Origin of the sequence: Nocardia sp. CY15 (assembly GCF_009829295.1) — a bacterium.
Taxonomy (GTDB): Bacteria; Actinomycetota; Actinomycetes; order Mycobacteriales; family Mycobacteriaceae; genus Nocardia; species Nocardia sputi.
This window is the reverse complement of sequence record NZ_VUOT01000016.1, coordinates 15,299-41,483: the sequence shown is the minus strand read 5'-3', so window position 1 is coordinate 41,483 and position 26,185 is coordinate 15,299. Positions and strand designations below refer to the sequence as shown.

Sequence of the window (26,185 nt, the reverse complement as noted above, 5' to 3'; positions counted from 1 at the left end):
GCTGGAGCGAGGTACGCGCTGGAGTGGATGTCTTTGCGTGTCAGAAGAAGTCTTCGTCTACTCGTCGTCCAGCCCGGCTGACAAGTAGGCGGCGGCGGCCAGCCACTGCCTGCATTGCGGGCCGTGGACTTCGTGGGCATAGAGGATGTCGCGCGCCTGCCGGTAGGTGAGGCCACGGGGCTCCACCCCGCAGTCGGACAGGGAGAAATCGGGCGCAGGGTATTGGCGCAAGGCTTCGGCACCGGCGCCATCGATGACGGCAACCCGGTGGGGAGTTCGAAATGGCTCGATCATTCGACTACCCCTCGCGTCCGAACGTGCGGCAGGGAGTGCTCGGCGTGCTGGCGACGCGGGCTCGAACTCCCTGCGTATCTCCCTGATTTCGTCTTCGAGTCTATGCCTCCGTCGCTTACAGATGCAAGTACATCTGCACGATCGGTCGCAGAAAAAGCGGTGGCCGTCGCCGGTATGGAACCGGCGACCGCCACTGTGCCGCTTGTAATTTCGTGTCCAGGGGTCTTACGGCTTGCGTGCGACCCCACCGTAGGCGGAGATCGGCCGGGCCTCCCCGACCTCGGTCGCGCCCGAGCGCCACTGCGTAATCGACACGAAACCGGGCTCTACGAGCTCCAAACCATCGAAGACGGCCTTGATCTGCGCCTGTGGGCGGGGGACATAAGGAGTGCCGCCGGTGCCGGTGTAGTTCTCGCACAGCGTGACATACGCCTTGCTGTCGTCGGTGCCGTCCCACATCACCAGGTAGCTGCCCGACGGAACGGCGTCCAGCACGGTGTGCACGATCCGGAGCAGATCGTCGTATGTCTTGGCGTGGCCGAGCACGCCCATGAACATCACGGCGACCGGCTCGTTGAAGTTCAGGACGTGCTTGGCGTCGGCGACGATCAGCTCGGGATCGTGGTAGTCGGCGTCGATGTAGGTGGTCACGCCTTCCGGGGTGGTGCTGGTGAGTAGCGCTCGCGCGTGCGTGAGCACCAGGGGATCGTTGTCCACGTAGACGATCCGGGACTCGGGCGCGACGCTCTGGGCGACTTCGTGGGTGTTCTGCATGGTGGGCAGGCCGGTGCCGATATCGAGGAACTGGCGGATGCCCTGCTCGCCGGCGAGGTAACGCACCGCGCGAATGAGGAATTGGCGCGACTGCATCGCCATGGTGGTGATGTCCGGATCGACTTCGATGCCGGCGTCGCCTGCGATGCGGTCGATCTCGTAGTAGTCCTTGCCGCCCATCCAGTAGTTCCAGATCCGCGCGGAGTGGGGGATGTCGGTCCGGATGAGGGGGCTGTGGTCTTCGGGCATGGGGTTGGACTCCTCGGCAAAAAACTGTCCGCGGCACGGCCGTGCGGGTGGGCGCGTGGAGGTGTCGCGAATGACTGGTACATCCGATGTGCACTGCGACAGTACAAGATTCACCCTCGTCGAGCGGGCCGGACGGGGGAGCTGATCTCGGTGTTTCTGGGCGAGGTGATCGTGTTTCACAATCCCGTCCGGATGGTCCGAATCTGCGGGCGCACAGAGCGCGAACTTCGTGCTATCGTCCGGTGTTGGTGCAAATGCAAGAACGTTTGAACGTGCATCTGCACGAACCGAATCGCCTAACTGCGGCAACCGAGGAGTGGGGAAGATGTCGGATACATCCACCAACGAGATCATCGGAACTTGGCGCAAGAGTTCCTTCAGCAATCCCAGCGGCAACTGCGTCGAGGTGGCCGAGGCGGCCAACGGCCAGGTGGCCGTGCGCAACTCGCGGGATCCGGAGGGCGGTATCCTCCTTTACACGCGTCCGGAGATCGATGCGTTCGTCCGTGGCGCGAAGGCCGGAGAGTTCGACTATTTGACTAGCTGAGCGGTAGCATTAGCGGTCGGTACGGTGTGTCTCCCGTCAGCTGGTTGTGACACACTGTGGGCAAACCCCGGAGTATCGGAGACGAACTCGATGATCGCTGAACCCGATGACGATGGTCACGTGCAATCCGTTGTCGCGGAACGTGGTCCGACTGTGCTACGCATCGCATTGGGCGGCCAGTTGCGCAAGCTTCGGGACAAGAAGGGCATCACCCGCGAGGCCGCGGGTGATGCGATCCGAGGCTCGCATGCCAAGATCAGTCGACTCGAGTTGGGCCGTACCGGCTTCAAGGAACGCGACATCCGCGACCTGCTGACCCTGTACGGCGTCCACGATCCCGAGGAGCGCGAGTCGTTCCTCGAGCTGGCCAGGCAGGCCAACGAGCCCGGCTGGTGGCATCGCTACAGCGACCTGCTGCCCCAGTGGTTCGGTACCTACCTCGGTCTGGAACAGGCCGCGAGCAAGATCCGTACCTATGAGTCGCATCTTGTTCCCGGCCTGCTGCAAACGCCCGAATACGCCAGGGCGGTCGTGGCGCTCGGGCACGAGGACGCCGACACGGATCGGCGGGTCGCGGTGCGTCAGCGCAGGCAGGAAATCCTGTTCCGCTCGGACCCGCCGGTGGTCTGGGCAGTGATCGATGAAGCGGTGCTGCACCGGCCCGTCGGTGGACCGCAGGTCCATCGGGAGCAGATGCTGCACCTCGTCAGGCTTGCGAAGCTGCCGAACGTGACGATCCAGGTACTGCCGTTCACTGCGGGCGAGCACGCCGCGGCGGGTAGTTCCTTCAGTATCCTGCGCTTCGCCGAGTCCGAACTTCCGGACATCGTGTATCTCGAACAATTGACCAGCGCGCTGTATCTCGAGCGGCGGCAGGACCTGGCGCTGTATCTGTCGGTCATGGACCGGCTCAGCGTCCAGGCCGAGCGTCCGGACAAGTCGATCGAGATCATGGAGAAGTACGCCGACGCACACTGAGGTCCTGCGGCAACATCCCGTGCGGCCGGAAGACCTGTAAACGCCAGATGACCACCTCCGAAGCGGAGGTGGTCATCTGGCGTTCGCTCTTCGGATCAATGGCGACGGCGCGCCGGAAATATCTTCATGAAGTCGGCGCCCGGCGTCGGTGGCATTGTGGTGGAAGTGCACCGGCGTCGGGTGACGCGACGAAAGTGCTCGTGGCACAGGATGACTCGTTACCCGCCGGTCTCGGACGGCGGGGCGGTGCTACTGCTTGATGAAGCTGGAGGCAATGCGCCAGAAGGTCGCGGGTTGCAATGCCTCGAGATCCCAGTCGTCGGCCATCGCGTGTGCGGTGGTGACGATTCGTTCGATATCGAAATCATGCCGAGTCGCCGCGCCGGTGGATTCGACGGCATGGATGACGTATGCCACGGCGGTTTCTCGGGAGAATGCGGTATTGGTGTGGCCGCTGCGGGCCGACGATGTGTTCATATGTCTACCGTTCGCTGGCTGGTCGGCCAGTGCGGTGTCGGCTGATCCGAACCGACCGCCGGTAAGTGGTTGTTCCATTCGAACGCCCCTGCTTTTGTGGCGGCGGCAAACCCACGGCGGCTTCGGCCTTCGGCTCGCCCACGCGGCCTCCCCTGGTGGTCCCCTGTAAAGAGTTGCGGGACCGAGTTTATGCCGCCGTACCTTTCAGATGCAAGCACATCTGCACGATCGATTGCACGTGCGCAGTGCGGATTTCACGTCCAAAAGTTTGCCGGTACGGTGCCACGGCGAGGAATTCTCACTCCTGTCCGAAGAGGACGTCCGTGCTGTAGTCGATCTGTGTACCCGGCTCGACGAATTGCTCCGCCGCGGCATGCCAGGCCAGAAAATGTTCGGTGAAACGGTGTGCTTCTGCCGCCTCGTCGTCGGTGTAGAGCTGATAGAGGAAAAACCGGTGAGGATCCACCCGATCTGCGCAGATGTCGAAGCGCAGACAGCCCGGCTCGGTCCGTACGGAGGCTTCGGCACTGCGTGATATGGCGGCGAGGAACTCGGCGCGGGACCCGGGGCGGATCTTCATCGAGACGATACGACTGAACACGGTTGTTCTCCCATCGTGACCGTTGGCGTCAATCGGCAAGGACTAGCGAGGTTCACGACGGCTCAGTCGGCCAGTTGCGCAATCGCCTGGTTACTCGGAATACCGCCCGAAACGAGTTCGAGCGTCATCGAGAAGGTGTGCGCGGCGGGCAGTAATCCGGCCAGGACGGCCGCCACATCGGCGCGGGGGACCTCGCCGCGCTCGACCGGGGGCGGGGCGAGGGTCACCAGCCCGGTGCCGGGCGAGTCGACCAGCCGGCCGGGTCGCAGAATGGTCCAGTCGAGCTCTCTACCTCGCAGATCGTTCTCGGCCTGGGTCTTGGCGTCGATATACGCCGCCCACACCTCATCGGTGCCGGGAGAAGGGGGTCGACCGGCTCCCATCGTGGAGATCTGCAAAAAGCGGCGCACCCCGGTTCGCTCGGCCGCCTCGGCCAGCCGGACCGAGCCGCCCAGGTCGACGGTGTATTTCCGTTCGACCCCACTGCCAGGCCCCGCTCCAGCGGCGAATATCGCCGCGTCGCAGCCTTTCACGACTTCGGCCAGTTCGTCGGTGCCCGCGTTCTCCAGGTCGCAGAGCACCGGCTCGGCGCCGGTCGCGCGGACGTCGTCGGCGTGCCCTGGATCGCGGATCAGCGCGGCGACCTCGTGGCCGTTCGTGGTGAGCACGGGGGCCAGCAGCAACGCGATCTTGCCATGTCCGCCTGCGATGACCACGCGCATGGATCGCTCCTTCCGGTCGGGGCGGCGCCCGCGCTCAGCGCTCGGGACCGCCGGGATTACAGCGTGCTTCGACGGTGGCCGGGTAGCCGACCGCCGGCCGCCACGGTTCCAGATTCCAGCTCGGCTTGTCCGGCTGGACCAGCCGAGCCCACGCCCAGTGACAGACGAACTGGTCGCGCATGCCGGGTGCGTCGGCGTCGGCCGACCGGGCCACCACTTCCTGCCACGCCCGTTCGTCCGAGCCGGGAAAGGTGGTCCGCCGACCGGCCTGCGTGGGGAAGACGAGCAGCCGCGGCCCGTCGACCGTCTCGGTCCAGGCGACGTGATCCACCAGAGGCTGTCCCGCATAGGGGTCGACGGACGGTACGGCGGCGAGTGGTGTCGACACCGGCGATGGCGGGGCGCTCGGGGCCGTCGTGGCTGTGGCCGTGGCCGGTGCCGGCGGGGATTCATCGGCGCCGCAGGCCACCGTCCACGGCAGCAGGCCCGCCGAGAACAGCGCGGCGGCCCGACGCCGGGCGAGGAGGCGATGCGGGTACCGCTGCGCCACGGTCGAACCTCCTGTGTCCTCCTCGGCACCACTTTCCGGCGTGCTCACCCGAGCCTAGCGAGCCCGAGCGGCCCCGGCGAGATTCTCCTGCAGGGCCACCGATTGTGGTGGCTTGCCGGTACGGCTCCGACCCGGGATAGTCGGTCGGTGCGGTGTGGACGGATCATGGTAGGGGCGGCAGGCGTCGTGGTGTCGGTGACGGTCGCGTTGGCCGGGCCCGCGGACGCGCGGGTGGGCGAGGCGCCCGGCACCGTGACGGATCGGGTGGAGCTGGCCGGGCGGCTGCGTGTACAGGGGGCGACGACCGCCGAGCGGCTGACGTATTGGTCGCGGGGCCCGCGCGGACCGATGCAGAGCACCGGAGTGCTGTACCTGCCCGAAGGCTCTCCGCCGCAGGGTGGTTGGCCGATCATCGCCTACGCGCACGGCACCTCCGGGATCGCCGACGAGTGCGCGTTCACGGTGCACCCGCGGGACTACTACCTGACTTCGGTGTTCCCGGCTCTGCTCGGCGCGGGATACGCGGTCGTGATCTCCGACTACGTCGGGCTCGGCACTCCCGGCGTTCACCCCTATCTGGACGGTCCCTCGGAGGCTCGCAGCATCATCGACGGCGTGCGGGCCGCACGGGCGATCGCCCCCTCGCTCGGCACGCGCTGGGCGGTGTTCGGCCAGTCGCAGGGTGGGCAGGCGGCGCTGTTCACCGCCCACCTCGCACCCGGCGACGCACCGGAGCTCGATCTGCGCGGCGCGGCCGCGACCGGGACGCCGTCGAATCTGGATCGGGTTTTCCCCCTGGCCGGGCCCTGGCTGCCGCGGCTGCCGCTGCAAAAGACGACCACCTACTTCGCCATGCTGCTGGCGGGCTTGCGCGACAGCGCACCGGAGCTCGACATCGACGGCTACCTGACACCGGTGGGCCGAGACGTCCTGCGCATCGTGGAAACGGAGTGCGCCACCGAGGCTGACGCGCAGGTGTCCGGCATCGGCATCGGCGCCATGTTGTCGCGGCCGTTGGACGATCCCGCGCTGCTGGCCGCCGTGCGCACGATGCTGAGGGTGCCGACCAGCGGCTATTCGGTGCCGCTGTACCTCGGCCAGGGGGTGACCGACCTCGAGGTGCCCGCGCCGCTGACGCTCGAGCTGGTGGCGGAATTGCACGCCTCCGGGACCGATCTGCGGGTCGGCTGGTATCCCGGCGACCACCTGGGGGCGGCCAGGGAAGCGTTCCCCGACGCGCTCACGTTCCTGAGTGGTGTGCTCGATCGGCCCTGAGCCCGCGTACTCAGCGCCAGAGCGATCGGCACGGTAGCCTGCGAAGGCCGGGGCGAACGTGGCCGTCCACGGTGACGGTGAGCCCGGCGTGCACGGCGGCCGAAGTGAATTCCCCCGCCTCGGTCCGCGTCGCGGCGTACTCGAGGATCAGTGCGTCCTCGGGGGTGGGTCCGTCGAAGTAGACGGTGATCCGCCGGTTCGGCGGATCCTGGGTGTCGTCGCGGTCCGCGAGTCTGCGCGCAGCGCCGTCCATGCCACCGTCTCCTTCCGGCCGGCGCGGCAGCCGCGCCGGTGAGATCGACGGTAAGTGCCCGCCACTGCTGAGAACATGTTCCAGATCATCGGCTGGAAATGTCACAGAACGGACCTCGCGCGGTCGGGTACAGTCACCAGCCGGGGCGCGCCGCGCTCACAGCATGGCCGCCCCAAACTTGTGATTTGTCAACATGTTCGCGTCGGGTGATGTCCTGTATGCGTGATGTTGCCGAGGATGAGCACAGCGTTGAACGATGCAGGAGGCACACGTCGATGAGTCAGGGCCCACGTTCGCTGGGTAGGGGAGTGGGGCGAAGACGTCTCGCACGTGCGATCGGAGCGATGGCCGCGGGCCTGGTGCTCGTCGCGAGCATGGCAGGCGCGGCGACCAGCGCGCCGTTGTACCCCGATCCCGATCCAGATCCCTTCTACGCCACACCCGCGGACATCGCCGACCGCAAGCCCGGCGACGTGATCGCGACCCGGGTGATGCCCCCGCTGGCGATCTTCCCGGAGACGACGGTGACCGTGGTCAGGTTCCGGTCGACGAGTTCGGAGGGAAAGCCGATCGCCGCGACCACCACGGTGCTCACGCCCAAGGCGCATCGCCCGGACGGGCCGCTGCTGTCGTTCCAGCACATCATCAACGGTCTCGGCTCGGAGTGCTCGGTCTCCCGGGTGCTCTACACCGGTGATCCGAACCTGATCGTGCGGGAAGCGCCGGGCTGGAACATCCTGCTGGCGCGTGGCTGGAGCGTGGCGCTGCCCGACCACCTCGGCCCCAACTTCGCCTACGGCGCGGCGAAACTCGGCGGGCAGATCACGCTCGACGGGATCCGCGCCGTCAAGCAGGTCACCGAACTCGGCGTGCAGCGCAGCCCGGTGGCGATGGTCGGATACTCCGGCGGCGGGATGGCCACCGCCTGGGCGGCGGCCCTGCAGCCGAGATACGCACCGGAACTGGACCTCGCGGGCGCGGCCATGGGCGGTGTCCCGATGAATCTGGTGAAGATGCTCGAAGGACTGGGATTGAACCCGCACCCGGTGTTCGGGCTGGCTTTCGCCGCCGGGTTCGGGCTGGAGCGTGAGTATCCGACGCGCTTCCCGCTCAGTGACCAGCTGAACGAGCGCGGGCTCGCGGCCCGCGCGCAGATCGCCAACAGCTGTACCAACGACATCCTCTCCACGGGCGCGGGCCGCGGTGCGCTGGACTTCGCCAAGACGACCTCGATGATCAACGACGACACCGCGCGCGCCGTGGTCGAGGAGAACAGTCTCGAGCTCTACGACGGCGTGCCCGAGACCCCGGTCTTCGAGTGGCACTCGCCGATCGACGGTCTCATCCCGATCGACGCGGTGGTCAACACCGACAAGCGATGGTGTGCGGCGGGCGCCAAGGTGCAATCCGAGGAGATCCCGGTGCCGGACCACCTGACCGCGGCGGCGCTCGGCATCCCCGCGGCACTGAACTGGTTGGACGCCCGATTCAGGGGGGAACCTGCGCCGAGCAATTGCTGAGCGTCGATACCTGGACGGCCGAGCCGGGACCCGTTCTCCGGAAACGGGTCTCGGCCGGTTGTTGCGATATGGATACGCGAGAACACAACTCGGACGCTTTTCTGCGTCGAGTCACGGCCGCTGACGTAGCCTGACGTCCTGGCTTCCGGTCTGACAGGGGATTTTCGGGGGTCGAAGGCCATTGCGCCCGGGTGCCAGACGACGTTGCCGTTCGCACCCAGAGGCGTGTGCCATGAGAATATCGCGTGCCATTGCTGTCGCTTTGCTCGCTGTCGGCTCGGTCTCGGCCGTACCAGCCGCCGCGCAGCCGCCGCCCGGCGGGCTGCTGCCCGGAATCCAGCAACTCATCGATCAGGTGATCCCGCCACCACCGATCGCACCGCTGCCGGAGCCGAACTCGCCCACGCACGAGGCGACTACGCTGTCCCCGTCGCTGGCGGCGCTGCGCCTGGCCACGCTACCCTCCGCCATCGGCGACCCGATATTCGACGTGCGGCCTGCGAACCTGGACGAACTGGCCGAGGGGCAGGTCATCGAAGTCCGCGACGTACGCGCGACGACCGCGCCGTTGATGCTGTTGCCGATCCAGCGCGCGCTCCTGGTGAAGTACCGCACGACGGACGCCCACGGTGCGCCGTCGTACGCCACGGCGACGCTGATCGTCCCCGCCGCGCACTGGCCGGGCCCGGGCCCGCGGCCGGTGGTGGTGAACAATCTGCCGATCGACGCCCTCGGCCGAACCTGCACGCCGGGATACACTCTCGCGCACGGGCTCAACCCCGACACCAGCTTCACCGATTTCCTGCCACCCACGACGCACGTGGCGGCGCTGCGCGGTTACGCCGTGCTGATCCCGGACCACGAGGGGCCGTCGATGGCCTACGCCGAACCGATCGTGGCCGGGCACGCCGTGCTCGACTCGATCAGGGCCGTGCGAAATCTGTTCCCGGAGGAGTTCGGCGCCGCCGAGTTCGGGCTGGCGGGATATTCCGGCGGCGCGATCGCCACGCACGGGGCGGTGAAGCTGATCGACGGATACGCACCGGAATTGGCGGAGGTGATCGTCGGCGCCGTGCTGGGCGGGGTTCCCGCCGACTTCGAGATCCTGGCCCGCAGCATGAACGGCAACCTCGCGTCGGCGATCTTCATGGGCGCGGTGTTCGGCATCGGCCGCGAACGGCCGGAGATCCTGGCCAGGATGAACAATCTCGCCCAGTGGGTGGCGACCTCGCCGGTGAAGGATATGTGCGGCAGCAGCTATGGCGCGATCGGCGTGCTCATGCTGCCGATCGATATCGCCGCGAACTTTCCGGATCCGCTGAATTCGGCGCTGGCCGCGGACATCTATCGGGTGACCAAGATGGCGGGCATGAAATCGGCGACGCCGCTGTTCATCTACAACGGAGAGCAGGAATTCTGGATCCCGGCCGAGGGTGCGCGCAATCTCTATCTGGAGCAATGCCGCCTCGGGGTGCCCGCGGTGTACCGTAGTGTGCTCGGTGAGCACATCATCGCGGGTGCGCTCGGCTATCCGGAAGCCATGCTCTGGCTGGACGAACGGTTGCGCGGGGTCCGGGCGCCCGACGAGTGCTGACCGTGCGACGGCGCCGGGCGGAATTCCGGTGACGCGATCCGCCGGGATCGCAATCGCGACCGGCTCCCGTCGACCCGACTGATCGCATGCCCAGCTCTGGCGAGGGCGCCCTGCGGCGTCATCGCGGCTTGGGTACGGTAGGCCGGTCCGGGCGGGGTTACGCCCGAATTCCCGAGAGAGGCACATGAACGACATCACCACCACCGCGTCCGAGCAAGCCAAGGCACTGGTGGGACGGCATTACCGCCTGACCGATACGTACGAGGTGGGGCGCGAGAAGATCCGGGAATTCGCGCGAGCGCTACAGGACGGCCATCCGGCGCACCGGCACGAGGACGCCGCCATGGCGCTGGGCTTCGACGGGCTCGTCGCGCCGCTGACCTTCTCCTCGATCTTGCTCATGTTGACGCAGCGCAAGATGTTCGAGTCCGTGCTCACCGGCTACGACCTCGGGCAAGTGCTGCAGACCGAGCAGTCGATCCAGGTGCACCGTCCGATCGTCGCGGGCGACGAGGTGCGATGCGACTCCTACATCGAGTCGTTCCGGCAGTTCGGTGACAAGGACTTCATGGTCACCAGGAACGTGCTGAGCAACCAGCACAAGGAAGTGTTGCAGACCGCGCACACCACAGCGGTGGCGCAGACCGGGGTGGACCTCGCCACCGATCTGCGCGCGGCGGTCGAGGGCGTCATCATGACCGGGCAGTCGGCCACCGACCGGTCGGACGCGGCGGCCGCGCGGAAGCTCGGCGAGGACAGCGGCCTGGTCGAGAGCTTCGACGAGGCGGTGCAGCCGGATTCCCCCGACGAGACTCGGACGCCGCGGACGGTCCCCGCTTTCGAGGACCTGTCCGTGGGCATGGAACTCGCCCCGCGAACGGTGCTGCTCTCACGGGGCGATCTGGTGAATTACGCCGGTGTGTCCGGTGATTCGAATCCGATCCATTTCAGCGACGTGGTCGCGCGCAGTGCCGGTCTGCCCGACGTGGTGTCGCACGGACTGCTGACGATGGGTCTTGGAGCCGGGTATCTGACATCGTGGCTGGGTGACCCGGCCGCGGTGACGCGGTACGGGGTGCGGTTCGCCGGGTTCGCGCCGGTTCCGGCGACCGAGGCGAGCGCGATCGAATTCCGTGGCCGCGTCATGCGATTGAATCCGGACACCCGCTCCGCAACCATCGCGTTGACCGCGATCTGCGGGGAGCGCAAGCTGTTCGGTCGCGCGACGGCGGACGTGCTGCTGCGCTGAACAGCTCCCGAGCGTTCCGGTGCGTGAGCCGGCGTGGATCGTCTCGTCTCCTGAATGCCGCAGGGCGGGCGAGCGCCGAGCGGTCACGTCGGTGATCTTGCGGATGTGCTTACACCTGCGCATACGCTCCGATTCGAGGAGCGCGGTGCTGGAGTGTGGGCCGTGCACATGCGAGACTCGGTGCATGCGTGCTTCGGTAGTGCGGCCTCGGAACGAATCCATCACTCGCGGAACGGCTCCCATCGCCGAGGGCGGTCCGACCGCCCTACGGATGATTCTCGGCGCACGGATGCGGCGGCTGCGGGAAGCGCGCGGTATCTCCCTCGAGGAGGCGGGCGAGGCGATCCGCGGCTCCCACTCCAAGATCAGCCGGCTGGAATTGGGGCGTACCGGTTTCCGGGAGCGGGACCTGGTCGACCTGCTCGCGCTGTACGGCGTCACCGACGAGGAGGAGTGCGCCGAGTTCAAACGGCTGGCCAAGCAGGCGAACACCTCGGGGTGGTGGCATCGCGACGCCGACTGGCTGCCGAAGTGGTTCGACACCTACCTCGGGCTGGAACAGGCCGCCCAGCTGATCCGCTGCTACGAGCCGCGGGTCGTCCCGGAGCTGCTGCAGACTCCCGACTACGCCCGAGCGCTGTTCGTGCTCGCTCATCCGCACGAGGACGAGGAGTCGATCGAGCGGCGCGTGGCCTTGCGGATGCGCCGCCAGGAAATCCTGACCAGGCCGGACCCACCCCAACTGTGGCTGATCGTCGAGGAGGCCGCGCTGCGCCGCAGGATGGGGGGCTCGCGGGTGTGGCTGGCTCAGCTCGAGCACCTGCTGCGGGCCGCGGACGCGCCGAACATCACGGTGCAGGTGCTCGCCGATCATGTCGGCGGCCCCGCGCTGGCCGACGGCGCGTTCACGATGCTGCGCTTCGCCGAGACGGATCTGCCCGACATCGTCTATCTCCAGCAGCTCACCGGCGCCCTGTATCTGGACAAGGACGCCGATCTCGCGGCCTACCGCTCGGTGGCGAATCTGCTTTCGGTGCACGCCGCGCCACCCGAGTACACCCGCGAGCTCGTCGCGGCGTTGCGCGAGCGTGAGCCCGACATCGTGGACCTGCCGTCGGTGAATTGCCGACCGAACGGTCGGATGACCTTGATGGAACCAGGAATACCCGCTCGTACAGGGACTTTCGACCATAGATGACGACCGGGGGAACGTGGCAGACTCGGGACATGCGCGCTTCGAAGGAACGACAAGCGCCCGATTCGCCCGGACTCGGCGCCCATCCGGTGTCCGGCGGCGGGCCGACGGTGCTACGCATGGTTCTCGGCGGTCGTCTGCGTCGCCTACGCGAGGATCGCGGCATCACCCGCGAAGCCGCGGGCGAGGCCATTCGCGGGTCGCATTCGAAGATCAGCAGGCTGGAACTCGGCCGCACCGGCTGCCGGCAACGCGATCTGGTCGACCTGCTCGACTTCTACGAGGTGGCCGATCCGGAGGAGCGGGAGCGGTACCTGGAGCTGGCCCGGCAGGCCAACGCGTCGGGATGGTGGGCGCGGGACAACGATTGGCTGCCGAAATGGTTCGACACCTACCTCGGTTTGGAGCAGGCGGCGCGCCGGATCCGTGGCTATGAACCGCGGGCGGTACCCGAGCTGCTGCAGACGCCGGAGTACGCTCGCTCGCTGCTCACACTGTCGCATCCGGGCGAGCCGGAGGAGTCTATCGAACGTCGGGTCGCGCTGCGCATGCGCAGGCAGGACATTCTCACCGGCCCGCACCCGCCTCAGCTGTGGATGATCGTCGAAGAAGCCGCGCTGCGCCGCAGGATCGGCGGTTCGACCGTCTGGCGCGCCCAGCTCGACCATCTGCTGCGCATCGAGGCGCAGCCGAACATCACCATCCAGATCTTGGCCGACCACGTGGGCGGCCCGGCGCTCACCGACGGCGCCTTCACCGTCTTGCGCTTCGCCGAGACCGATCTGCCCGACATCGTCTACCTCCAGCAGCTCACCAGCGCCTTGTATCTGGACAAGATCGCTGATCTGGACGTGTACTACGCGGTGCTGAACCAACTTTCGCTGCTGGCGCCGCAACCGGAGCACACCCGCCGGTTGCTTCAGGTCCTGCGTGACGGTGTCCCGCCGACCGTCGACGAACCCGCGGACCGCTCGAGGGGGTGACCGGATGGGCTTCCTCGCGGATTCGGCGTGCATGAATCGGGCTTGAACAGGGCATCTCCTGTGATGAGGTGATGCGGATGCCGGGGATGGGCGAATTATTGTCCCATTGGGACAATAAGCGGTATCATGTGCTCATGGGCGACGACGGTGTCGGTCTGGACGGTCGTCGGCTGCGCACTCGGCGTAGCCGCGAGGCACTGTCGCGCGCGGCGTTCGACCTGCTCACCGAGCGGGGCCTGCACGCGGTGGCCGTCGAGGACATCGCGATGCGGGCCGGCGTCACCCGGCGTACTTTCAGCAGACATTTCGCCTCCATCGAGGAGGCGATTCTCGGCGATGTCGATCAGGACGTCCATCTGTTCAACGAGGCGCTGTGCCGCCGCCCTCCCGACGAGCCGCCGTTGCTCGCCTATCGCAACGCCGTGCGCGATTGGCTGGCCACCGAGTATGGCGGCGCCCGTGCCGTCCTGCTGGCACGCCGCTGGGCTCTGTTCCAGCGCTTCGAGGACGAACCCGAACTGTTCGCCGGTTATCAGCGCATCCGTATCGAAGGGCAGCGCGAATCGGTCCGGATCACAGCGGCCCGGCTGGGGGTGGACCCGCTGACGGATCCACGTCCCGCCGTCGCCGTCGCCGCCGGTGCGGGCATGCTGCTCGCGGCGCTACAGAGTTGGGCGGCGGGCCCGGATCCGATGGGCCTGCCCGGCCTCGTCGAAGAGTTCTTCGACACCCTCGTCACCCTCACCGCCGAATCCCGTCACGAGGAGTCACCGTCATGTCTACCGGATCGGTGAACATGTACCGCCGGACGTGCCGGCGCGTCGGTCTGGACCGAAATCCGCTGCGTCGCAGGGAGGACCGCTGGCAGACCGCGTGCGCGGTCCTGCTCGCCCTGGTGTTCCTGATCATCGTGCCCGTGCTCGTCGTGACTGTCGGCGGCCGGGTGTACAAGGTGGAGACGGCTGCTGTGCGAGCCGAGACGGCGCGCTTGCGTCAAGTGGAGGCCACCGTGATCGAGACCGGCAAGGCGCCGCTGTACGCACCGGTGGTACCCGCGCGGGTGTCCTGGAAGGACGCCGAAGGCGTGATCCATACCGGCGACTATCAGTCGACGACGGTGGTGGAGCCGGGATCCACCGTGTCGATTTGGCTGAACGACGGCGGCGCGATCGTGGAGCCGCCGTCGCCGTCCCAGCCCGCGAGCAAAGCGGTGATGCTCACCGCGGGTGCGCTGCTCGGGGTCTCGATCGTGCTCGCGGGCAGCTACCTGCTGGTGCGCCGGGGACTCGATCGGCGGCGGCTGCAACAGTGGGAATCCGAGTGGATGGCTGCCGACCTCAACTGGGGCCACGGCTGAGTCTCGCTGCGAGGGCTCGGTGGGGGGCTTAGTGCTGCAACGGCAGTCAGGTGAGTGGGTGTCCTCGTCGTCGGTAGTGGGATAGGCGGGCTTGATGTTGTCGTCGGCGGCGCCAGGTCGACCATGCCCAGACGCAGTGGGTGCAGCGGATGGTGGGGAGGAGCAGGGCGATGGTGAGGCGTCGGATCTCCGGTAGCGTGAGTGCGATCATGTCTTGATCGCTGGCGCTGTTTCCCCTACTTGACCTGACCGTAGGCTTCGTCGGCGGTGAACCACCGAAACGGCACCTTCGCCGACACTGCCCGTTCCAGCATCGCCATCACCAGCCGTGGCTTGGTCGCGAACTGCACCTGCGGGTATGGCTCGAACAACGAGCGCGGCAACGAGCTCGTCAGCGCGGGCCTCGGTGAACAGGCCGGTGATCAGGGTGTCGTTGCGGCGGGTCGCCAAGACGTGGGCGATGTCGTCCAGACTCGTTCTTGTTGAAGTCTCGCCGGCTGACCACCCGGTGCCACAGATTGACGAACGGCCGCGTGTAGAGCATTGCGATGCTGGTGTACTGGTTGTTCTGCTCGGTACTGCCCAGCCCGTAGTAGATCGGGCGTTCACGTCCGGGAATGATGAGAGTTCCCGCCATCCAGTCCCACAGCGCGAGCAGGCCGCCGTAGTTCGTGTTGTAGTCGGCGCTGTCGCCGCTGTGGTGTATCTGATGATGGGCCGGGCTGTAGAGGATTCGGTTGAGCCGGGGACCGAAATGTATCCACACGTGGGAGTGCCGGAGCGCGGCGAGCAGGAATGCTCCGCTGCCAATGAACAGGACATTGGAGCCTAGCCAGGACAGCACCTGTACCGTGCCCGAGGAGAAGTACCCGGCGCTGCCGAGGACAACGCCCGAGAAGACGACCCCGGCCGTGGTGGTCAGATAGAGCTGCACCGGGTGGGCGCGAAAGCTCGTCAGTGGATTCAACTCGGTTGCCGAATGATGGATCTTGTGGAACTCCCACAACCACGACACCCGATGCATCAGCATATGGAAAAGAAAAAAGGAGAGATCGGCGGCCATGAAGACAAGGACGGTCACCACCGTACTGGCGAGAAATCCACCGTTGAGCAGGTACAGACGAGGTTCCTGGAGCAGCCACGCCCAGCCCGATTCCACCACATGGGGCACCTGCCGATACCAAGGATCGCTGTAGGTGTACAGCAATGTCATCAGGATGATGTTGGTGAAATAGAATCTGATATCCAGTCTTCCTGACCGGCTGAGCAGTGCACGCTGGAAGGTCACATAGCTGGTCAGGCTCTCCTCCCGTGGTTGACGCCGGAATGTCCATATCATGGCGACCAGTAGAAATGGGTAGAACAAGATACCGACATCGACGTTCGTGCTGAGTAGCAGCCGAAATGGCTGGATTGCGGCACTCCACAATGCGTCGACGACAGACCAGTACATCGCCGATACTCCGATCTAAAAGGCATGGGCTCGGGCTCGGTGATCCCCTGCGTGACTCGGCGAGGATTTCTGACATGCACCGACGGACTCGACTTTCGCGGTTTTCAGGTCGTGCCTGCCCAGGTCGCCGTCGGTGACCGAGATTTGTAGAACAACGCGCAGTTCGGCCCGAACATGCGGAAACCGAGTAGAGAGCCGAGTGTGGCGCGACAGAAGCGGATGTCCGCTGGCCAGCGGACATGCCGCTGGCCAGCGGATTGTCAACAACAGCCGGCGTAAAGGCCGCCGGAGTAGTTGCCGACGGGCTGATGGTGAGTGGTGGAATTTGCAGACGCGCTGAACCCAAGGGTGCCGAAGGCGGCTAGCGCCACGGCCACCGAGGCAACGACTTTTCTTGTCTTAGTGGAGGTTATGGTGAGCATGATCAGTTCCTTTCCGATCCTTATTCGCCCTCGAACTTGCCGACCGTGTGTTCATCGTCGAGGACGATACTGAATATACGCAGTCAAGCGACATTGTCAAGCTTTTAACTACTACAAAAACAATTCCTCGACTTCCCGGTGACTGGAGGCATCGGAAAACGCCAGAGGGCAGGTGACGACGCATTCTCCCTTGGCGAAGCCGCGCGATTTTTGGTCTCACAGCATTGGATTTTGCTGTACCGTATCGCCGATCGACACCATGGCTTCGATCTTCTTGGTTGCGCCAGCTGATTCCGGCATCATTAGTCGGTGAATTCTGGGGTCGGTCACATCGTCGAGAAATACAGGTCAGGTAACCCGGGCGCCGGACCTTTGAACCGGTGGCGAAGTTGCGGATCGGCCCGGCGTGCTGGTCGCTCCGGCGGATGTGGTCGCCGATTGCGGCGAACTCGGACTCGATCCGGGTTGACCGGAAAGGACAGATAAGCGCGAACACCGACTCGACCGCGTCGCCGGTGCCATTCCCGTACCTCGAGGTGCTTGTGCGCCGCGTCGTTGTCCAGAATCAGATAGGGATCTTCCTGCGGCCGGCGCGCTCGCGGGAACTCAGGGAAAGCCAGGAACTCGATCCAGCGGTTCCGGTCACGAATTCGGAAGTAGAGCTGGCCGGTCGCCGGGTCCACCGCATCGAACGTGTGCCGCACTCCCTGCGTGCGATTGTGGGTGGCGCACAATCGATTCAGGTGGCGCCGCGGAAACCAGCTGCCAAGCGGCTGCAAGTTCAGCGGTCCGAACTCATCGACACACACCACTCGCCCGTCAGTGGGTGGATTATTGTGGCGATCGAGTACGTGTGCCATCTTCGCTGCGAAATCTGGGACGTTACCGGCATCCCCAGTCTTGCTAGCGTGCCACGACACCCCTCTGGTTTTCAGGATCTGCCGCGGAGTTTCCCGGCCGATATCGACTCTCTCCTTGCGGGCAAGCATATCCCGCAGCTTAGACAGGCTCCACGTCGAGAACAGCCAACCCAGATTCAGGCACCGGGCAATCTGACAGGTTCGCCGTAGCCAAAGGTCCTGGCCGGGCTCGGGAGCCGGATACTGCGGGCTCCTGACGCATTCCTCATGCCATTCATCGAACATGGCCAACCTCGACACTTTCTACCCCCCGGCAGGGGTGATGTGAGAATCCTCGTGGGATAGGTATACGGCGCGCATCGGTAGATCGGCAGTATGCCCACCTGGGGAAGAAGACGTAGTGCGCTGAATCCCCGCTCGATGCGATCGAGCATGCCATCTGGACGCGCGAACGCCTCGGCTGAGGTTCACCCCGAATGGTGGAGAGGGTTCCAAGCGGCCTTGGCTGCGTCTGTCAGGGATTGCTCGTAGCGTATGGGGCTGAGCATCCCGAGGACGGAGTGCCGCCGGTCATGGTTGTATCTTCGGTTCCAATTGTCAACCGGCGGCAGCGAGTTCGGCTTTGGTGGCGTAGACGTGTCGGTAGTACGATTCGTGTTGCAGGTCGGCCAGAATGATTCGGCAGGGCTGTTGTCCCAATAGATTCCGGTATCGCCCATTGATCTTTTCAACCCGTGACGGTGGCGGACTTGCACTGTCAATCCCGCGGTGAACCCTCCCCCGCGCTCGATCTTCACTGTCAGATCGGCACGCCGCTGCTGACGCACGTGGAAACCGTTGCCGCCCTGCGCTTCACATACTGGTAGCAGCCCCACGCCGACACACCGAGCAGGCGTGCCATCCGTCGGATCGAGAACCGTTTCCCTCGGGTCACGGGCCTCGACCAGGGGCCACGACGCAGCTCCGGTTTCGGCCTGTACCACCGCGCGTCGGGTGTATGCGCGCAGCGTGGCGTCGTTGTCCACGTCGCCGTCGGCTCCGAGGAGCACCGACATGACCATGCAGTTGGCCGGGCATCGCGCGGATAGGCCGGGGCTTCGTGATGCCCTTCGCGCACGAACAGGGCTGGACGGGGTTTCGAGGGGTGCAGCCCTGTTTCGGCCACCGGTTGACCGTTGTGCCGGTGGAAACACTGGGCGGGCCGGACCGCGCACTGGCCGTCGCGGGCCGTGCCGATGACGTCGACCAGCTAGTGCCCGCGCCCGGGTTCCCACCCGATACGGATCGGCACCCGCGCCCAGTCGTAGTCGCGGGGTCCATGCGCACCGGCTGCAGTATTAGTGCGGCGTGCCCGCCGGGCGAGGGTAGGGAACAGGCGCAGCGGGCACGTCGCGTGCCGAGCCACGACGCGGCGAACGAAGGGACCCGGCACTGCTGATGAGAGTAAGGCATCGGCGTGCCGGGTGGTCCGATTCGGCGCGGATCACCGAAGAATCCATCGAATGGCCGGTTACGTTGTGAGGCAACATAACCAGAGGCGCGAGGTCGTCTCAGACCGGGTAGAGGCTGTGCTTGCGCGGGTTGGGCTCGGCGCTCGCCTCTTTCTCGCGCAGCAGGCGCAGCGCCCTGCGGATCTCCAGCCGGGTTTGCGAGGGCTCGATCACGGCGTCGATGTAGCCGCGCTCGGCGGCGATCCACGGCGTGGCGACCGTCGCGTTGTACTGGTCGATCATGTAGTCCCGCACGGCCGCGCGTTGCTCCGGGGCTACTTGGGCCAGCTGGCGCTTGCCGACGATGCTCACCGCGCTCTCCGCTCCCATCACGGCGATGCGCGCGGTGGGCCAGGCCAGGCTGATGTCTGCGCCGAGCTGCTTGCAGCCCATCACCGCGTAGCCGCCGCCGTAGGCTTTGCGGACCACGACGGTCACGATAGGTACGGTCGCCTCGATCACCGCGCGGAAGAACCGCCCGCCGCGCTTGATCACCCCGCTGCGCTCCTCTTCCACGCCGGGCAGCACGCCGGGAGTGTCCACGACGAAGATCAGCGGCAACCCGAAGACATTGCACAGACGAATGAAGTGCGTCGCCTTGTCCGAGCATCTGGCGTCGATGGCGCCGCCGAGCACCAAGGGCTGATTCGCGATCACCCCGACGCTGCGTCCGTCCACCCTGGCGAAGCCGGTGATCAGGTTCTGCGCGGTGGCGGCGCTGATCTCGTGGAAGTCGCCGTCGTCGAACAGCCGCAGCAAGATCTCGTGCATGTCGTAACCCTCCCGATCGGAATCGGGAATGATCGAGTCCAGCTCCAGATCCTGCGGCGTGACCTGCGGCTCCAGGCCCGGGTTGACGATCGGTCCCTGTTCCAGGCAGCTGGAGGGCAGATAGCTCAGATAGGTCCTGGCCCAGTCGAACGCGTCCTGCTCGGTGGCGGCGACGTGGTGGATGGTGCCGTTGGCCGCCTGCACCTGCGCGCCGCCGAGTTCCTCCATGGTCACCTCCTCGCCGGTGACCTCCTTGATCACCTCGGGGCCGGTGACGAACATGTACGACTTCTCGGTCGCGATCAGGATGTCGGTGTTCACCGGGGCGTAGACCGACCCCGCCGCGCATTTGCCCAGCATGATCGATACTTGCGGTACGAAACCCGACAGCCTTTCCTGACGGCGGCTCATCAGCGCGTACCAGGCCAGCGAGGTGACCGCGTCCTGGATGCGGGCGCCGCCGGAGTCGTTGATCGCGACCACCGGGCAGGCGTTGGCGGTGGCGAAGTCCAGCGCTTGGGCGACTTTGCGACCGAACATCTCACCGACCGAGCCGCCGAAGACGGTCTGATCGTGCGCGATCACCACCACAGGCCTGCCGTCGATCCGGCCGCGTCCGGTGACCACGCCGTCGCCGTACATGGCTCCGGGAGTGCCGGGCTGGCGCACCAGAGCGCCCATCTCCACGAAACTCCCGGGATCGAGTAGTGCGCGCACTCGTTCCCGCGCGCTCGGAATGCCCTTGTTCTTGCGTTTCGCGATGCCGGTCTCGCCGGCGGGTTCCTCGGCCAGCTCCAGGATCCCCCGCAGCTCATCCAGCTTTTCTCGCGTACCGCTCATATGTGGTGTAGCCCTTCGAACTCGTCGCGACGCCGTACGGCAGCGCGGCGCTCGATGTTATCGGCGGTGCGATCTGCCGCACAGGCGTTCGGAGGATGTCATGGGACAGCTCACAGGTTTGCCCGTGCGCCTCACGGTTAATAGCACGGCGTGGGTTCGGCCCGCCGCGGCGACACGGTTGTGCGAGGTCCCAATCCCGGGCACGGGCGCCGATGAACCATCCCGAGGGCGTCGGCGAGCCCTTCTCAGGGCGGGCGGACGGATCTAGGGTGATCTCGACGCAGCGCCGGAAAATGCGCGGACGGCGCTGCGTCACTTACTCCGGGTCGCATACTCCGGAAATCGGTGAGTCCGCCCCTCCCCCCGGTCAGGGGCTGGATCCGAATAGTACGGTGCCCCGGTAGTGCTGTTCGCGCAGGACTCGCCTCCGTCTCGAAATCGCCTCGAAACGCTTGTGATTCCGCCCAACGGGTAGGACGGCCGCTGATGACTTACCTGATTCGGCCGAACACATCTCGATTCCATCACGATCCGTCGCTAACCTTCGGGAGGCATGATGGGCAGGCAGCCGAGACCGAGTACCGAGACGTTGACATCGAAACTCGTCGAACACCTGGCCGAGCACCCTGGCCACGGCGTGTCCGGCGATGTCACGACCACCGCGCGGAACTGTTTGGCGGCCGCCGTCGAACTGCTGGCTCCGCCTCCGGCGCCGGCGGCGGTGCGGCCACCGGAGATCGCCGGTTTCGCCTCGCGCTGGGCGCGGGAGGGTATAGCGCTGGAAACGGTGCTCGGCGCGTACCACGACGAAATCCGCAACGGACTGGAATTCCTCGCCGACGAGGTCGCCGATGACCAGGCCGATCATTTTCTCGCGGGTGCGCGGCTGGCGGTCCACCTATTGGAGATGGTGACCGTGGCGGCCTCGACCGCTTATGTGGACGAGCACCGCGCGGTCGCGCGGGAACATCAGACCGCGGCCCAGACGCTGGTTTCGGCGCTGCTGGGCGGACACGCGGTGGGCGAGCTCGCCAGGGAGACCGGTATTCCGATCGCACGGTCGTACCAGGTCGTGGCGCTGGGCATTCCGGCGCACCCGGACGAGCGAAGACCGGGCACCGGCGCGGACGCGGCCCGGCGCAAACTCCGTCGCGTCCAGGCTGCGCTGGCCGATCCGCTCGGCTCACGCGCATTGTCGGTGCTGTCGGCCGCGGGCGGCACGGTGCTGGTGCCGATCGACGACGTGCCTGCCCGAACCGGAACGTTCAGCATGACCGACGACGTGCTGGCCATCCTCGGCGAGGCCGCCGAGGTGCCGTTGACCGCCGCGGTGACCACCGGGCGCACCGCGCGCATTCCCGAGCTGGCCGGCCGCGCCCACGATCTGCTGGACCGCTTGCGGGCGGCGGGCAGGCCACCGGGGCTGTACCCGGTAGGCGAGGCCGGCGAGCCGTCGGGTTGTGAACCGCCCCAGCCGGGCCACATGACCATCGTCGACTCGCCCAACGATCGCGTGATAGGGCGAACAGCTTGAACTTTCGCCGCTATCGTCGAAGTGTGCCCTGCTGTCGGGGGTGAGCTGAGGAGTGCGAGTGACCACCGCGTTGTCCGATCGCGAAATTCTGCGGGAACCCGAGCCCACCGCCGAACGCCTGCTCAACCATCATCTGCGCAAAGCAAAATCCTGGAATCCGCACGATTACGTGCCATGGGACGAGGGGCGCAATTTCGCTGCCCTCGGCGGAATCGATTGGAAGCCGGGGGAATCCCGGCTTTCCGAAGTGGCGCAGACCGCGATGATCACGAATCTGCTCACCGAGGACAATCTTCCCTCGTATCACCGGAAGATCTCGGAGTCGTTCTCCCTGGACGGCGTCTGGGGTACCTGGGTGGGACGGTGGACGGCCGAGGAGAACCGGCACGCCATCGTGACGCGACTATCTGGTGGTCACCCGCGCGGTCGATCCGGTGCTACTGGAGCAGACCAGGATGGCGCACATGACCGCCGGAGTCGTGAAACCCGAGAAAGGACAACAGTTCCTGTGTTCGGTCGCTTATGTCACCGTGCAGGAGTCGGCGACCAGGATCAGCCACCGGAACACCAGCGCGGCGTGCGAGGAACCATCGCCGAGCGTATGCTTCAGCGTGTCGCCGCCGATGAGAACCTGCATATGATCTTCTACCGCAACATCAGCGCCGCGGCCCTCGACCTGTTGCCGAACGAGGCGCTGCGCGCGATCACCGACGTGGTCACGCGCTTCCAGATGCCCGGGCTGACCCAGCCGAACTTTCGGCGCAACGCCGTGCTGCCGGCCGAGCACGGTATCTACGACCTGCGCCGGCATCTGGATGTGCTGGTCCGTCCCGTGCTGCGTGCCTGGCACGTGTTCGAACGGACCGATCTGACCGGCGACGGCGAACGTGCGCGCGAGGAACTGCACGCCTACCTCGACGACTTCGAGATCCGGGCGCGGCGGTTCGAGGAGCAGCGCGAACGCGCGGCGGCCAGACGAGCGGAACGGGCTCCCTTGGCAGGATGAAGTCGCGCGTGCCGATTACCGCGGCGGCGATGGTCCTCATCGCCGCGGTCGCCGCTGCGCCCGTGTTCGCCGATCCGGCGCCGCCCACTGCGCCGCCCGCGGTCGATCCCGGCATGACTCGCACCGGGTTGCTCTCGATCGAGAAGGTCGCCGCTGGGCGGGAACGGCTGTCGATCGCCTCCTCGGCGATGCGCAGGATCATCACGGTCGATGTGCTGCGCGGCGGTGGCGAGGGACCGCGTCCGGTGTTGTATCTGCTCGACGGCGTCGACGGCGACGCCACGTCGGCCTGGCTGTCGAAGGGCAAGGCCGCGGAATTCTTCGCGGGCAAACCGGTCGACGTGGTGCTGACCGGCGGCGGCACCGGCAGCATGTACAGCGACTGGGTCCGGCACGACACCGCGCTGGGACTCAACCGCTGGGAGACGTTCCTCACCACCGAGCTTCCGCCCATCGTGGAGTCGCTGCTGCGCTCCGACGGGCGCCGGGCCATCGCCGGAGTGTCGATGGGAGCGCAGGCCGCGATGATGCTCGCCCAGCGCCATCCCGGCTGGTATCGCGCCGTGGCCGGGATGAGCGGGTGCTATTCCACGGCCGACCCGCTCGGTCACGCGGTGACCACGATCACGGTCGCTTCGCGCGGCGGCAACGTCGACAACCTCTGGGGCCCGCCGACCTCACCGGAATGGGCCGCGCACGACAGCTTGCTGCACGCGGAATCGCTGCGCGGCACCGCCATCTACCTCTCGGCGGCCACCGGGCTGCCGACCGGCGCCGATCTGGTGGCGGTCGCGAACTCTCCGACGATCGCGGACGCGCTGCGGACGGCGGGCGGCGGCGCCGCGCTGGAGGCGGGCGCCCGTTCGTGCACCGAACGGTTCGCCGCCCGCCTGTCCGAGCTGAACATCCCCGCCACCGTGGAGTACACCGCCGAGGGCATGCACACCTGGCCGGATTTCCAGGCGCAATTGCCGAAGGCGTGGCAGGCGCTGGCGCAGGCGCTCGGAGTGGCGGGCACCTCCTGAGCCGGGGGCGGAATCAGCGCGGCGCGCCCGCGTTGACATCGATATGACCTCGGTGCTGTCCTCCGTCCGGTTCTCCGTTCTCGATCGCTCGCGCGTCCGGCGCGGCCAGAGCCATCCGGACGCGCTACGCGAGACCGTCGAGTTCGCGCGGCTCGCCGAGGAGTGGGGTTATCACCGATTCTGGGTCTCCGAGCACCACAGCGTGCCGGGCGTGGCAGGTTCGGCGCCGACCGTGCTCGCGGCCGCGACCGCGGCCGCGACCTCCCGTATCCGGATCGGCACCGGCGGGGTGATGCTGCCCAACCATCAGCCACTGGTGGTCGCCGAACAGTTCGGCGTGCTCGAATCGCTCTATCCGGGGCGCATCGACATGGGCTTGGGCCGCTCGGTCGGGTTCACCGACGGCGTGCGGCGTGCGCTCGGGCACGACAAGGGTGACGCGGAAGACCTCGACACCCGGCTGGCCGAACTGCTGGCGTATTTCACCGAGGGCAGGCAGGGCGTGCACGCCTGGCCCGCCGAGGGGCTGCGGGTCCCGGCCTTCCTGCTGGCGACCGGGTCCGGCGCCGAGCGCGCGGCGCGATTCGGGTTGCCGCTGGTGATCGCCGCGGTCGGCGGCGAAGATCACATGGTCGAGGCCATCGAGCGCTATCGCGCCGAGTTCCGCCCCGCCTTACCGGGCGCGCGACCGTACGTGATGGTCTCCGGATCGATCGTCATCGCCGACACCACCGCGCAGGCGCGTCGGTTGTTGCTGCCGGAGGCGTGGTCGGCCGCGTACGCGCGCACCCGCGGTGAGTTCCCGCCTCTGACACCGCCCTCGGAGATCGAGGCACGCACCATGACCGATCGCGAACGCTGCCTCTTCGAGGACGGGCTGCGCGGCCATCTGTACGGCACCGAAGACTCGGTCGCCGACCAACTGGAACAGTTGGTGAGCAGGACCGGCGCCGACGAAATCCTCGTACACACCAGTACTTACGATCGCGCTGCCCGGCTGGCGTCCCATCGCCGCCTGGCGCTGCTCACCGGCCTGTCGCGTCGTCGGGCGGGCGCCCCCGATCGAGCTGATGCGCGATCCGGCACCGCTGCCTGATCGGCGCGTGACCGCGACCGCTCACGCGAAGAGCACTTCGGCGGCGGCGTAGCCGAACAGCTTGCGCCCGTCGGCGCGCGCGTCGACCGCGAGGGTGGCCCGTCGCCTGCGCGGATCGATCGAGGTGACCCGGCCGCGGAAGTGGATCGTCCCGGTTCCCAACGGTGGTATGCGCAGATAGTGCGTGTTGTGCGCGAACTGCGCGCGGAAACGGGTGATCGCCGCGGGGTCGCCGAGCCAGGAACTCAGGAACGAGGTGGCCAGGCCGAGTTTCAGCATGCCCGGCGCGACCACGGTCGGCAGGCCGCTGGCGACGGCGATTCGCTCGTCGAACAGCACGGGATTGGCTTCGCCGGTCACTCCGGCATAGTTGACCAGGTCTCCACGGGACAGGCGCATGGTGCGGACGGGCAATTCGGAGCCCACCGAGAGGTCTGCGAAATCGACGCGTGACCGCGGTTCCCGGCGCGTGGGCGTCGGCGAGAGATAGTCGGCGGCTGCCGGAACGACGGCGTTGCCTCGCGCCGGTCGCGGTGTGCCCGGATCTCCCTGTCCCATGGCGATTTTGCGCACGGCGTCGGCCAATCCCGGATGACGTGCGCCGACGCGTGCGAGCAGCGCGCTCGAGCCGGTCTGCACGACGGCGCCGTGCTGGTCGATGAGCACGCTCTTGATCGCGAGGACGTCGTAGTCGCCGAAGTGCCGGAACGATTCGAAATAGATGTCACAGGTCAGGCGGTCGCCTGCCACCAGCGGCCTGCCGAAGTCGAAAACCTGGTCCGCGTGCAGAATCCGGGTCGGATCGTAGCCGGTGATCAGCGTGTCCAGAATTTCGCGCTGCACCCTTGTGAGAATTATCGAACTGAACGTCGCGGGCGCGACGAGTCCGGGAAATCCGAGCTCGGCAGCGGCGGCCTCGCTGCGATGCGCGGGGTGCGAATCCTGGACGGCTCGGGCGAATTCGCGAATCTTTTCCCGTTCGACCTCGTAGCGCAGGGTGGAACGGTAACGATGGTCGACCAGGGATCTGGCTTGATCGGCCGGGTTCACCGCGGTGTCGTTCATAATTG

General features: G+C 66.6%; 25 protein-coding genes and 2 pseudogenes. 15 read left to right on the top strand and 12 right to left on the bottom strand.

The window, feature by feature from the left end; all coding sequences use genetic code 11:
- Positions 1-57 precede the first annotated feature (57 nt).
- Positions 58-294 (bottom strand): hypothetical protein, encoded by a 237-nt coding sequence (locus GVY39_RS18960; RefSeq protein ID WP_159926468.1) that lies wholly within the window; start codon positions 292-294, stop codon positions 58-60.
- Between the two features lie 225 nt (positions 295-519).
- A complete protein-coding gene (locus GVY39_RS18955) occupies positions 520-1,317 on the bottom strand; it encodes an SAM-dependent methyltransferase (RefSeq protein WP_159926470.1) in 798 nt (265 codons plus the stop codon).
- A 325-nt stretch (positions 1,318-1,642) separates the two neighbouring features.
- On the opposite strand from GVY39_RS18955, the gene GVY39_RS18950 reads away from it, so the two are divergent.
- Both GVY39_RS18950 and GVY39_RS18945 read left to right on the top strand, forming a co-directional pair.
- On the top strand, positions 1,643-1,864 hold the full coding sequence (locus GVY39_RS18950) for a DUF397 domain-containing protein (protein WP_159926472.1): 222 nt from the start codon (positions 1,643-1,645) through the stop codon (positions 1,862-1,864).
- 90 nt (positions 1,865-1,954) lie between these two features.
- Entirely contained in the window at positions 1,955-2,842 is an 888-nt protein-coding gene (locus GVY39_RS18945; RefSeq protein ID WP_159926474.1) for a helix-turn-helix transcriptional regulator, read from the top strand.
- A 249-nt stretch (positions 2,843-3,091) separates the two neighbouring features.
- Here GVY39_RS18945 and GVY39_RS18940 read toward each other — a convergent pair whose 3' ends face one another.
- The 4 genes from GVY39_RS18940 to GVY39_RS18925 all read right to left on the bottom strand — a co-directional run bounded on the left by GVY39_RS18940 (position 3,092) and on the right by GVY39_RS18925 (position 5,192).
- Positions 3,092-3,319, bottom strand: a complete 228-nt coding sequence (locus tag GVY39_RS18940; protein WP_195071461.1) for a hypothetical protein — start codon at positions 3,317-3,319, stop codon at positions 3,092-3,094.
- Between the two features lie 298 nt (positions 3,320-3,617).
- Complete coding sequence (locus GVY39_RS18935) at positions 3,618-3,899, bottom strand: putative quinol monooxygenase (protein ID WP_223516231.1); 282 nt, start codon at positions 3,897-3,899, stop codon at positions 3,618-3,620.
- A gap of 83 nt (positions 3,900-3,982) precedes the next feature.
- Complete coding sequence (locus tag GVY39_RS18930) at positions 3,983-4,642, bottom strand: SDR family oxidoreductase (protein ID WP_159926478.1); 660 nt, start codon at positions 4,640-4,642, stop codon at positions 3,983-3,985.
- Between the two features lie 34 nt (positions 4,643-4,676).
- Entirely contained in the window at positions 4,677-5,192 is a 516-nt protein-coding gene (locus GVY39_RS18925; protein WP_236565539.1) for a DUF2599 domain-containing protein, read from the bottom strand.
- A gap of 165 nt (positions 5,193-5,357) precedes the next feature.
- On the opposite strand from GVY39_RS18925, the gene GVY39_RS18920 reads away from it, so the two are divergent.
- The gene (locus GVY39_RS18920; protein ID WP_159926480.1) at positions 5,358-6,467 is read left to right on the top strand and encodes a lipase family protein; all 1,110 of its coding nucleotides are present in this window, start codon (positions 5,358-5,360) and stop codon (positions 6,465-6,467) included.
- 10 nt (positions 6,468-6,477) lie between these two features.
- On the opposite strand, the gene GVY39_RS18915 is transcribed toward GVY39_RS18920, so the two are convergent.
- Complete coding sequence (locus tag GVY39_RS18915; protein WP_159926482.1) at positions 6,478-6,720, bottom strand: hypothetical protein; 243 nt, start codon at positions 6,718-6,720, stop codon at positions 6,478-6,480.
- 344 nt (positions 6,721-7,064) lie between these two features.
- Here GVY39_RS18915 and GVY39_RS18910 point away from each other — a divergent pair, with 344 nt between their 5' ends.
- From GVY39_RS18910 to GVY39_RS18880, 7 genes are all read left to right on the top strand, one after another.
- Positions 7,065-8,240: a lipase family protein gene (locus tag GVY39_RS18910; RefSeq protein WP_159926484.1), complete on the top strand. Its 1,176-nt coding sequence runs from the start codon at positions 7,065-7,067 to the stop codon at positions 8,238-8,240.
- Positions 8,241-8,472: 232 nt separating this feature from the next.
- Entirely contained in the window at positions 8,473-9,834 is a 1,362-nt protein-coding gene (locus tag GVY39_RS18905) for a lipase family protein (RefSeq protein WP_159926486.1), read from the top strand.
- 184 nt (positions 9,835-10,018) lie between these two features.
- Positions 10,019-11,083 (top strand): fused (3R)-hydroxyacyl-ACP dehydratase subunits HadA/HadB, encoded by a 1,065-nt coding sequence (locus tag GVY39_RS18900; protein ID WP_159926488.1) that lies wholly within the window; start codon positions 10,019-10,021, stop codon positions 11,081-11,083.
- Positions 11,084-11,267: 184 nt separating this feature from the next.
- Positions 11,268-12,281 (top strand): helix-turn-helix transcriptional regulator, encoded by a 1,014-nt coding sequence (locus GVY39_RS18895; protein WP_236565540.1) that lies wholly within the window; start codon positions 11,268-11,270, stop codon positions 12,279-12,281.
- A 29-nt stretch (positions 12,282-12,310) separates the two neighbouring features.
- Entirely contained in the window at positions 12,311-13,261 is a 951-nt protein-coding gene (locus GVY39_RS18890; protein ID WP_236565541.1) for a helix-turn-helix transcriptional regulator, read from the top strand.
- Positions 13,262-13,395: 134 nt separating this feature from the next.
- Positions 13,396-14,055, top strand: a complete 660-nt coding sequence (locus GVY39_RS18885; protein ID WP_159926490.1) for a TetR/AcrR family transcriptional regulator — start codon at positions 13,396-13,398, stop codon at positions 14,053-14,055.
- Complete coding sequence (locus tag GVY39_RS18880; protein WP_159926492.1) at positions 14,037-14,618, top strand: hypothetical protein; 582 nt, start codon at positions 14,037-14,039, stop codon at positions 14,616-14,618. Before GVY39_RS18885 ends, GVY39_RS18880 begins: the two co-directional genes overlap by 19 nt.
- A gap of 239 nt (positions 14,619-14,857) precedes the next feature.
- Here GVY39_RS18880 and GVY39_RS18875 read toward each other — a convergent pair.
- Both GVY39_RS18875 and GVY39_RS18870 read right to left on the bottom strand, forming a co-directional pair.
- A pseudogene (locus GVY39_RS18875) lies at positions 14,858-14,971 on the bottom strand (IS701 family transposase); the annotation flags it as partial.
- A gap of 38 nt (positions 14,972-15,009) precedes the next feature.
- Complete coding sequence (locus GVY39_RS18870; RefSeq protein ID WP_159926494.1) at positions 15,010-16,071, bottom strand: sterol desaturase family protein; 1,062 nt, start codon at positions 16,069-16,071, stop codon at positions 15,010-15,012.
- Positions 16,072-16,873: 802 nt separating this feature from the next.
- Here GVY39_RS18870 and GVY39_RS18865 point away from each other — a divergent pair.
- Positions 16,874-17,563, top strand: a complete 690-nt coding sequence (locus GVY39_RS18865) for a hypothetical protein (protein WP_159926496.1) — start codon at positions 16,874-16,876, stop codon at positions 17,561-17,563.
- 257 nt (positions 17,564-17,820) lie between these two features.
- On the opposite strand, the gene GVY39_RS18860 is transcribed toward GVY39_RS18865, so the two are convergent.
- Together GVY39_RS18860 and GVY39_RS18855 are read right to left on the bottom strand one after the other, a co-directional pair.
- Entirely contained in the window at positions 17,821-18,408 is a 588-nt protein-coding gene (locus GVY39_RS18860) for an integrase core domain-containing protein (protein ID WP_159926498.1), read from the bottom strand.
- 495 nt (positions 18,409-18,903) lie between these two features.
- A complete protein-coding gene (locus GVY39_RS18855) occupies positions 18,904-20,454 on the bottom strand; it encodes an acyl-CoA carboxylase subunit beta (RefSeq protein WP_159926500.1) in 1,551 nt (516 codons plus the stop codon).
- 553 nt (positions 20,455-21,007) lie between these two features.
- Here GVY39_RS18855 and GVY39_RS18850 point away from each other — a divergent pair.
- The 4 genes and pseudogenes from GVY39_RS18850 (at position 21,008) to GVY39_RS18835 (ending at position 25,115) form a co-directional block, all read left to right on the top strand.
- Positions 21,008-21,988 carry a transcriptional regulator gene (locus GVY39_RS18850; RefSeq protein ID WP_223516210.1) on the top strand — a complete coding sequence of 327 codons (981 nt, stop codon included), beginning with the start codon at positions 21,008-21,010 and terminating at the stop codon, positions 21,986-21,988.
- Positions 21,989-22,046: 58 nt separating this feature from the next.
- Positions 22,047-22,994: pseudogene (locus tag GVY39_RS18845) on the top strand (acyl-ACP desaturase).
- A gap of 8 nt (positions 22,995-23,002) precedes the next feature.
- A complete protein-coding gene (locus GVY39_RS18840) occupies positions 23,003-24,019 on the top strand; it encodes an alpha/beta hydrolase (RefSeq protein ID WP_369412162.1) in 1,017 nt (338 codons plus the stop codon).
- Positions 24,020-24,062: 43 nt separating this feature from the next.
- On the top strand, positions 24,063-25,115 hold the full coding sequence (locus GVY39_RS18835) for an LLM class flavin-dependent oxidoreductase (RefSeq protein ID WP_159926504.1): 1,053 nt from the start codon (positions 24,063-24,065) through the stop codon (positions 25,113-25,115).
- A 21-nt stretch (positions 25,116-25,136) separates the two neighbouring features.
- Here GVY39_RS18835 and GVY39_RS18830 read toward each other — a convergent pair whose 3' ends face one another.
- Entirely contained in the window at positions 25,137-26,180 is a 1,044-nt protein-coding gene (locus GVY39_RS18830; protein WP_159926506.1) for a fused (3R)-hydroxyacyl-ACP dehydratase subunits HadA/HadB, read from the bottom strand.
- Positions 26,181-26,185 lie beyond the last annotated feature (5 nt).

Bases quoted from the DNA above. Each gene is read 5' to 3' on its own strand.
- GVY39_RS18960 (WP_159926468.1), bottom strand. From the start codon at position 294: ATGATCGAGCCATTTCGAACTCCCCACCGGGTTGCCGTCATCGATGGC.
- GVY39_RS18955 (WP_159926470.1), bottom strand. From the start codon at position 1,317: ATGCCCGAAGACCACAGCCCCCTCATCCGGACCGACATCCCCCACTCC.
- GVY39_RS18950 (WP_159926472.1), top strand. From the start codon at position 1,643: ATGTCGGATACATCCACCAACGAGATCATCGGAACTTGGCGCAAGAGT.
- GVY39_RS18945 (WP_159926474.1), top strand. From the start codon at position 1,955: ATGATCGCTGAACCCGATGACGATGGTCACGTGCAATCCGTTGTCGCG.
- GVY39_RS18940 (WP_195071461.1), bottom strand. From the start codon at position 3,319: ATGAACACATCGTCGGCCCGCAGCGGCCACACCAATACCGCATTCTCC.
- GVY39_RS18935 (WP_223516231.1), bottom strand. From the start codon at position 3,899: ATGAAGATCCGCCCCGGGTCCCGCGCCGAGTTCCTCGCCGCCATATCA.
- GVY39_RS18930 (WP_159926478.1), bottom strand. From the start codon at position 4,642: ATGCGCGTGGTCATCGCAGGCGGACATGGCAAGATCGCGTTGCTGCTG.
- GVY39_RS18920 (WP_159926480.1), top strand. From the start codon at position 5,358: ATGGTAGGGGCGGCAGGCGTCGTGGTGTCGGTGACGGTCGCGTTGGCC.
- GVY39_RS18915 (WP_159926482.1), bottom strand. From the start codon at position 6,720: ATGGACGGCGCTGCGCGCAGACTCGCGGACCGCGACGACACCCAGGAT.
- GVY39_RS18910 (WP_159926484.1), top strand. From the start codon at position 7,065: ATGGCCGCGGGCCTGGTGCTCGTCGCGAGCATGGCAGGCGCGGCGACC.
- GVY39_RS18905 (WP_159926486.1), top strand. From the start codon at position 8,473: ATGAGAATATCGCGTGCCATTGCTGTCGCTTTGCTCGCTGTCGGCTCG.
- GVY39_RS18900 (WP_159926488.1), top strand. From the start codon at position 10,019: ATGAACGACATCACCACCACCGCGTCCGAGCAAGCCAAGGCACTGGTG.
- GVY39_RS18895 (WP_236565540.1), top strand. From the start codon at position 11,268: ATGCGTGCTTCGGTAGTGCGGCCTCGGAACGAATCCATCACTCGCGGA.
- GVY39_RS18890 (WP_236565541.1), top strand. From the start codon at position 12,311: ATGCGCGCTTCGAAGGAACGACAAGCGCCCGATTCGCCCGGACTCGGC.
- GVY39_RS18885 (WP_159926490.1), top strand. From the start codon at position 13,396: ATGGGCGACGACGGTGTCGGTCTGGACGGTCGTCGGCTGCGCACTCGG.
- GVY39_RS18880 (WP_159926492.1), top strand. From the start codon at position 14,037: ATGTCTACCGGATCGGTGAACATGTACCGCCGGACGTGCCGGCGCGTC.
- GVY39_RS18870 (WP_159926494.1), bottom strand. From the start codon at position 16,071: ATGTACTGGTCTGTCGTCGACGCATTGTGGAGTGCCGCAATCCAGCCA.
- GVY39_RS18860 (WP_159926498.1), bottom strand. From the start codon at position 18,408: ATGTCGGTGCTCCTCGGAGCCGACGGCGACGTGGACAACGACGCCACG.
- GVY39_RS18855 (WP_159926500.1), bottom strand. From the start codon at position 20,454: ATGAGCGGTACGCGAGAAAAGCTGGATGAGCTGCGGGGGATCCTGGAG.
- GVY39_RS18850 (WP_223516210.1), top strand. From the start codon at position 21,008: ATGATGGGCAGGCAGCCGAGACCGAGTACCGAGACGTTGACATCGAAA.
- GVY39_RS18835 (WP_159926504.1), top strand. From the start codon at position 24,063: ATGACCTCGGTGCTGTCCTCCGTCCGGTTCTCCGTTCTCGATCGCTCG.
- GVY39_RS18830 (WP_159926506.1), bottom strand. From the start codon at position 26,180: ATGAACGACACCGCGGTGAACCCGGCCGATCAAGCCAGATCCCTGGTC.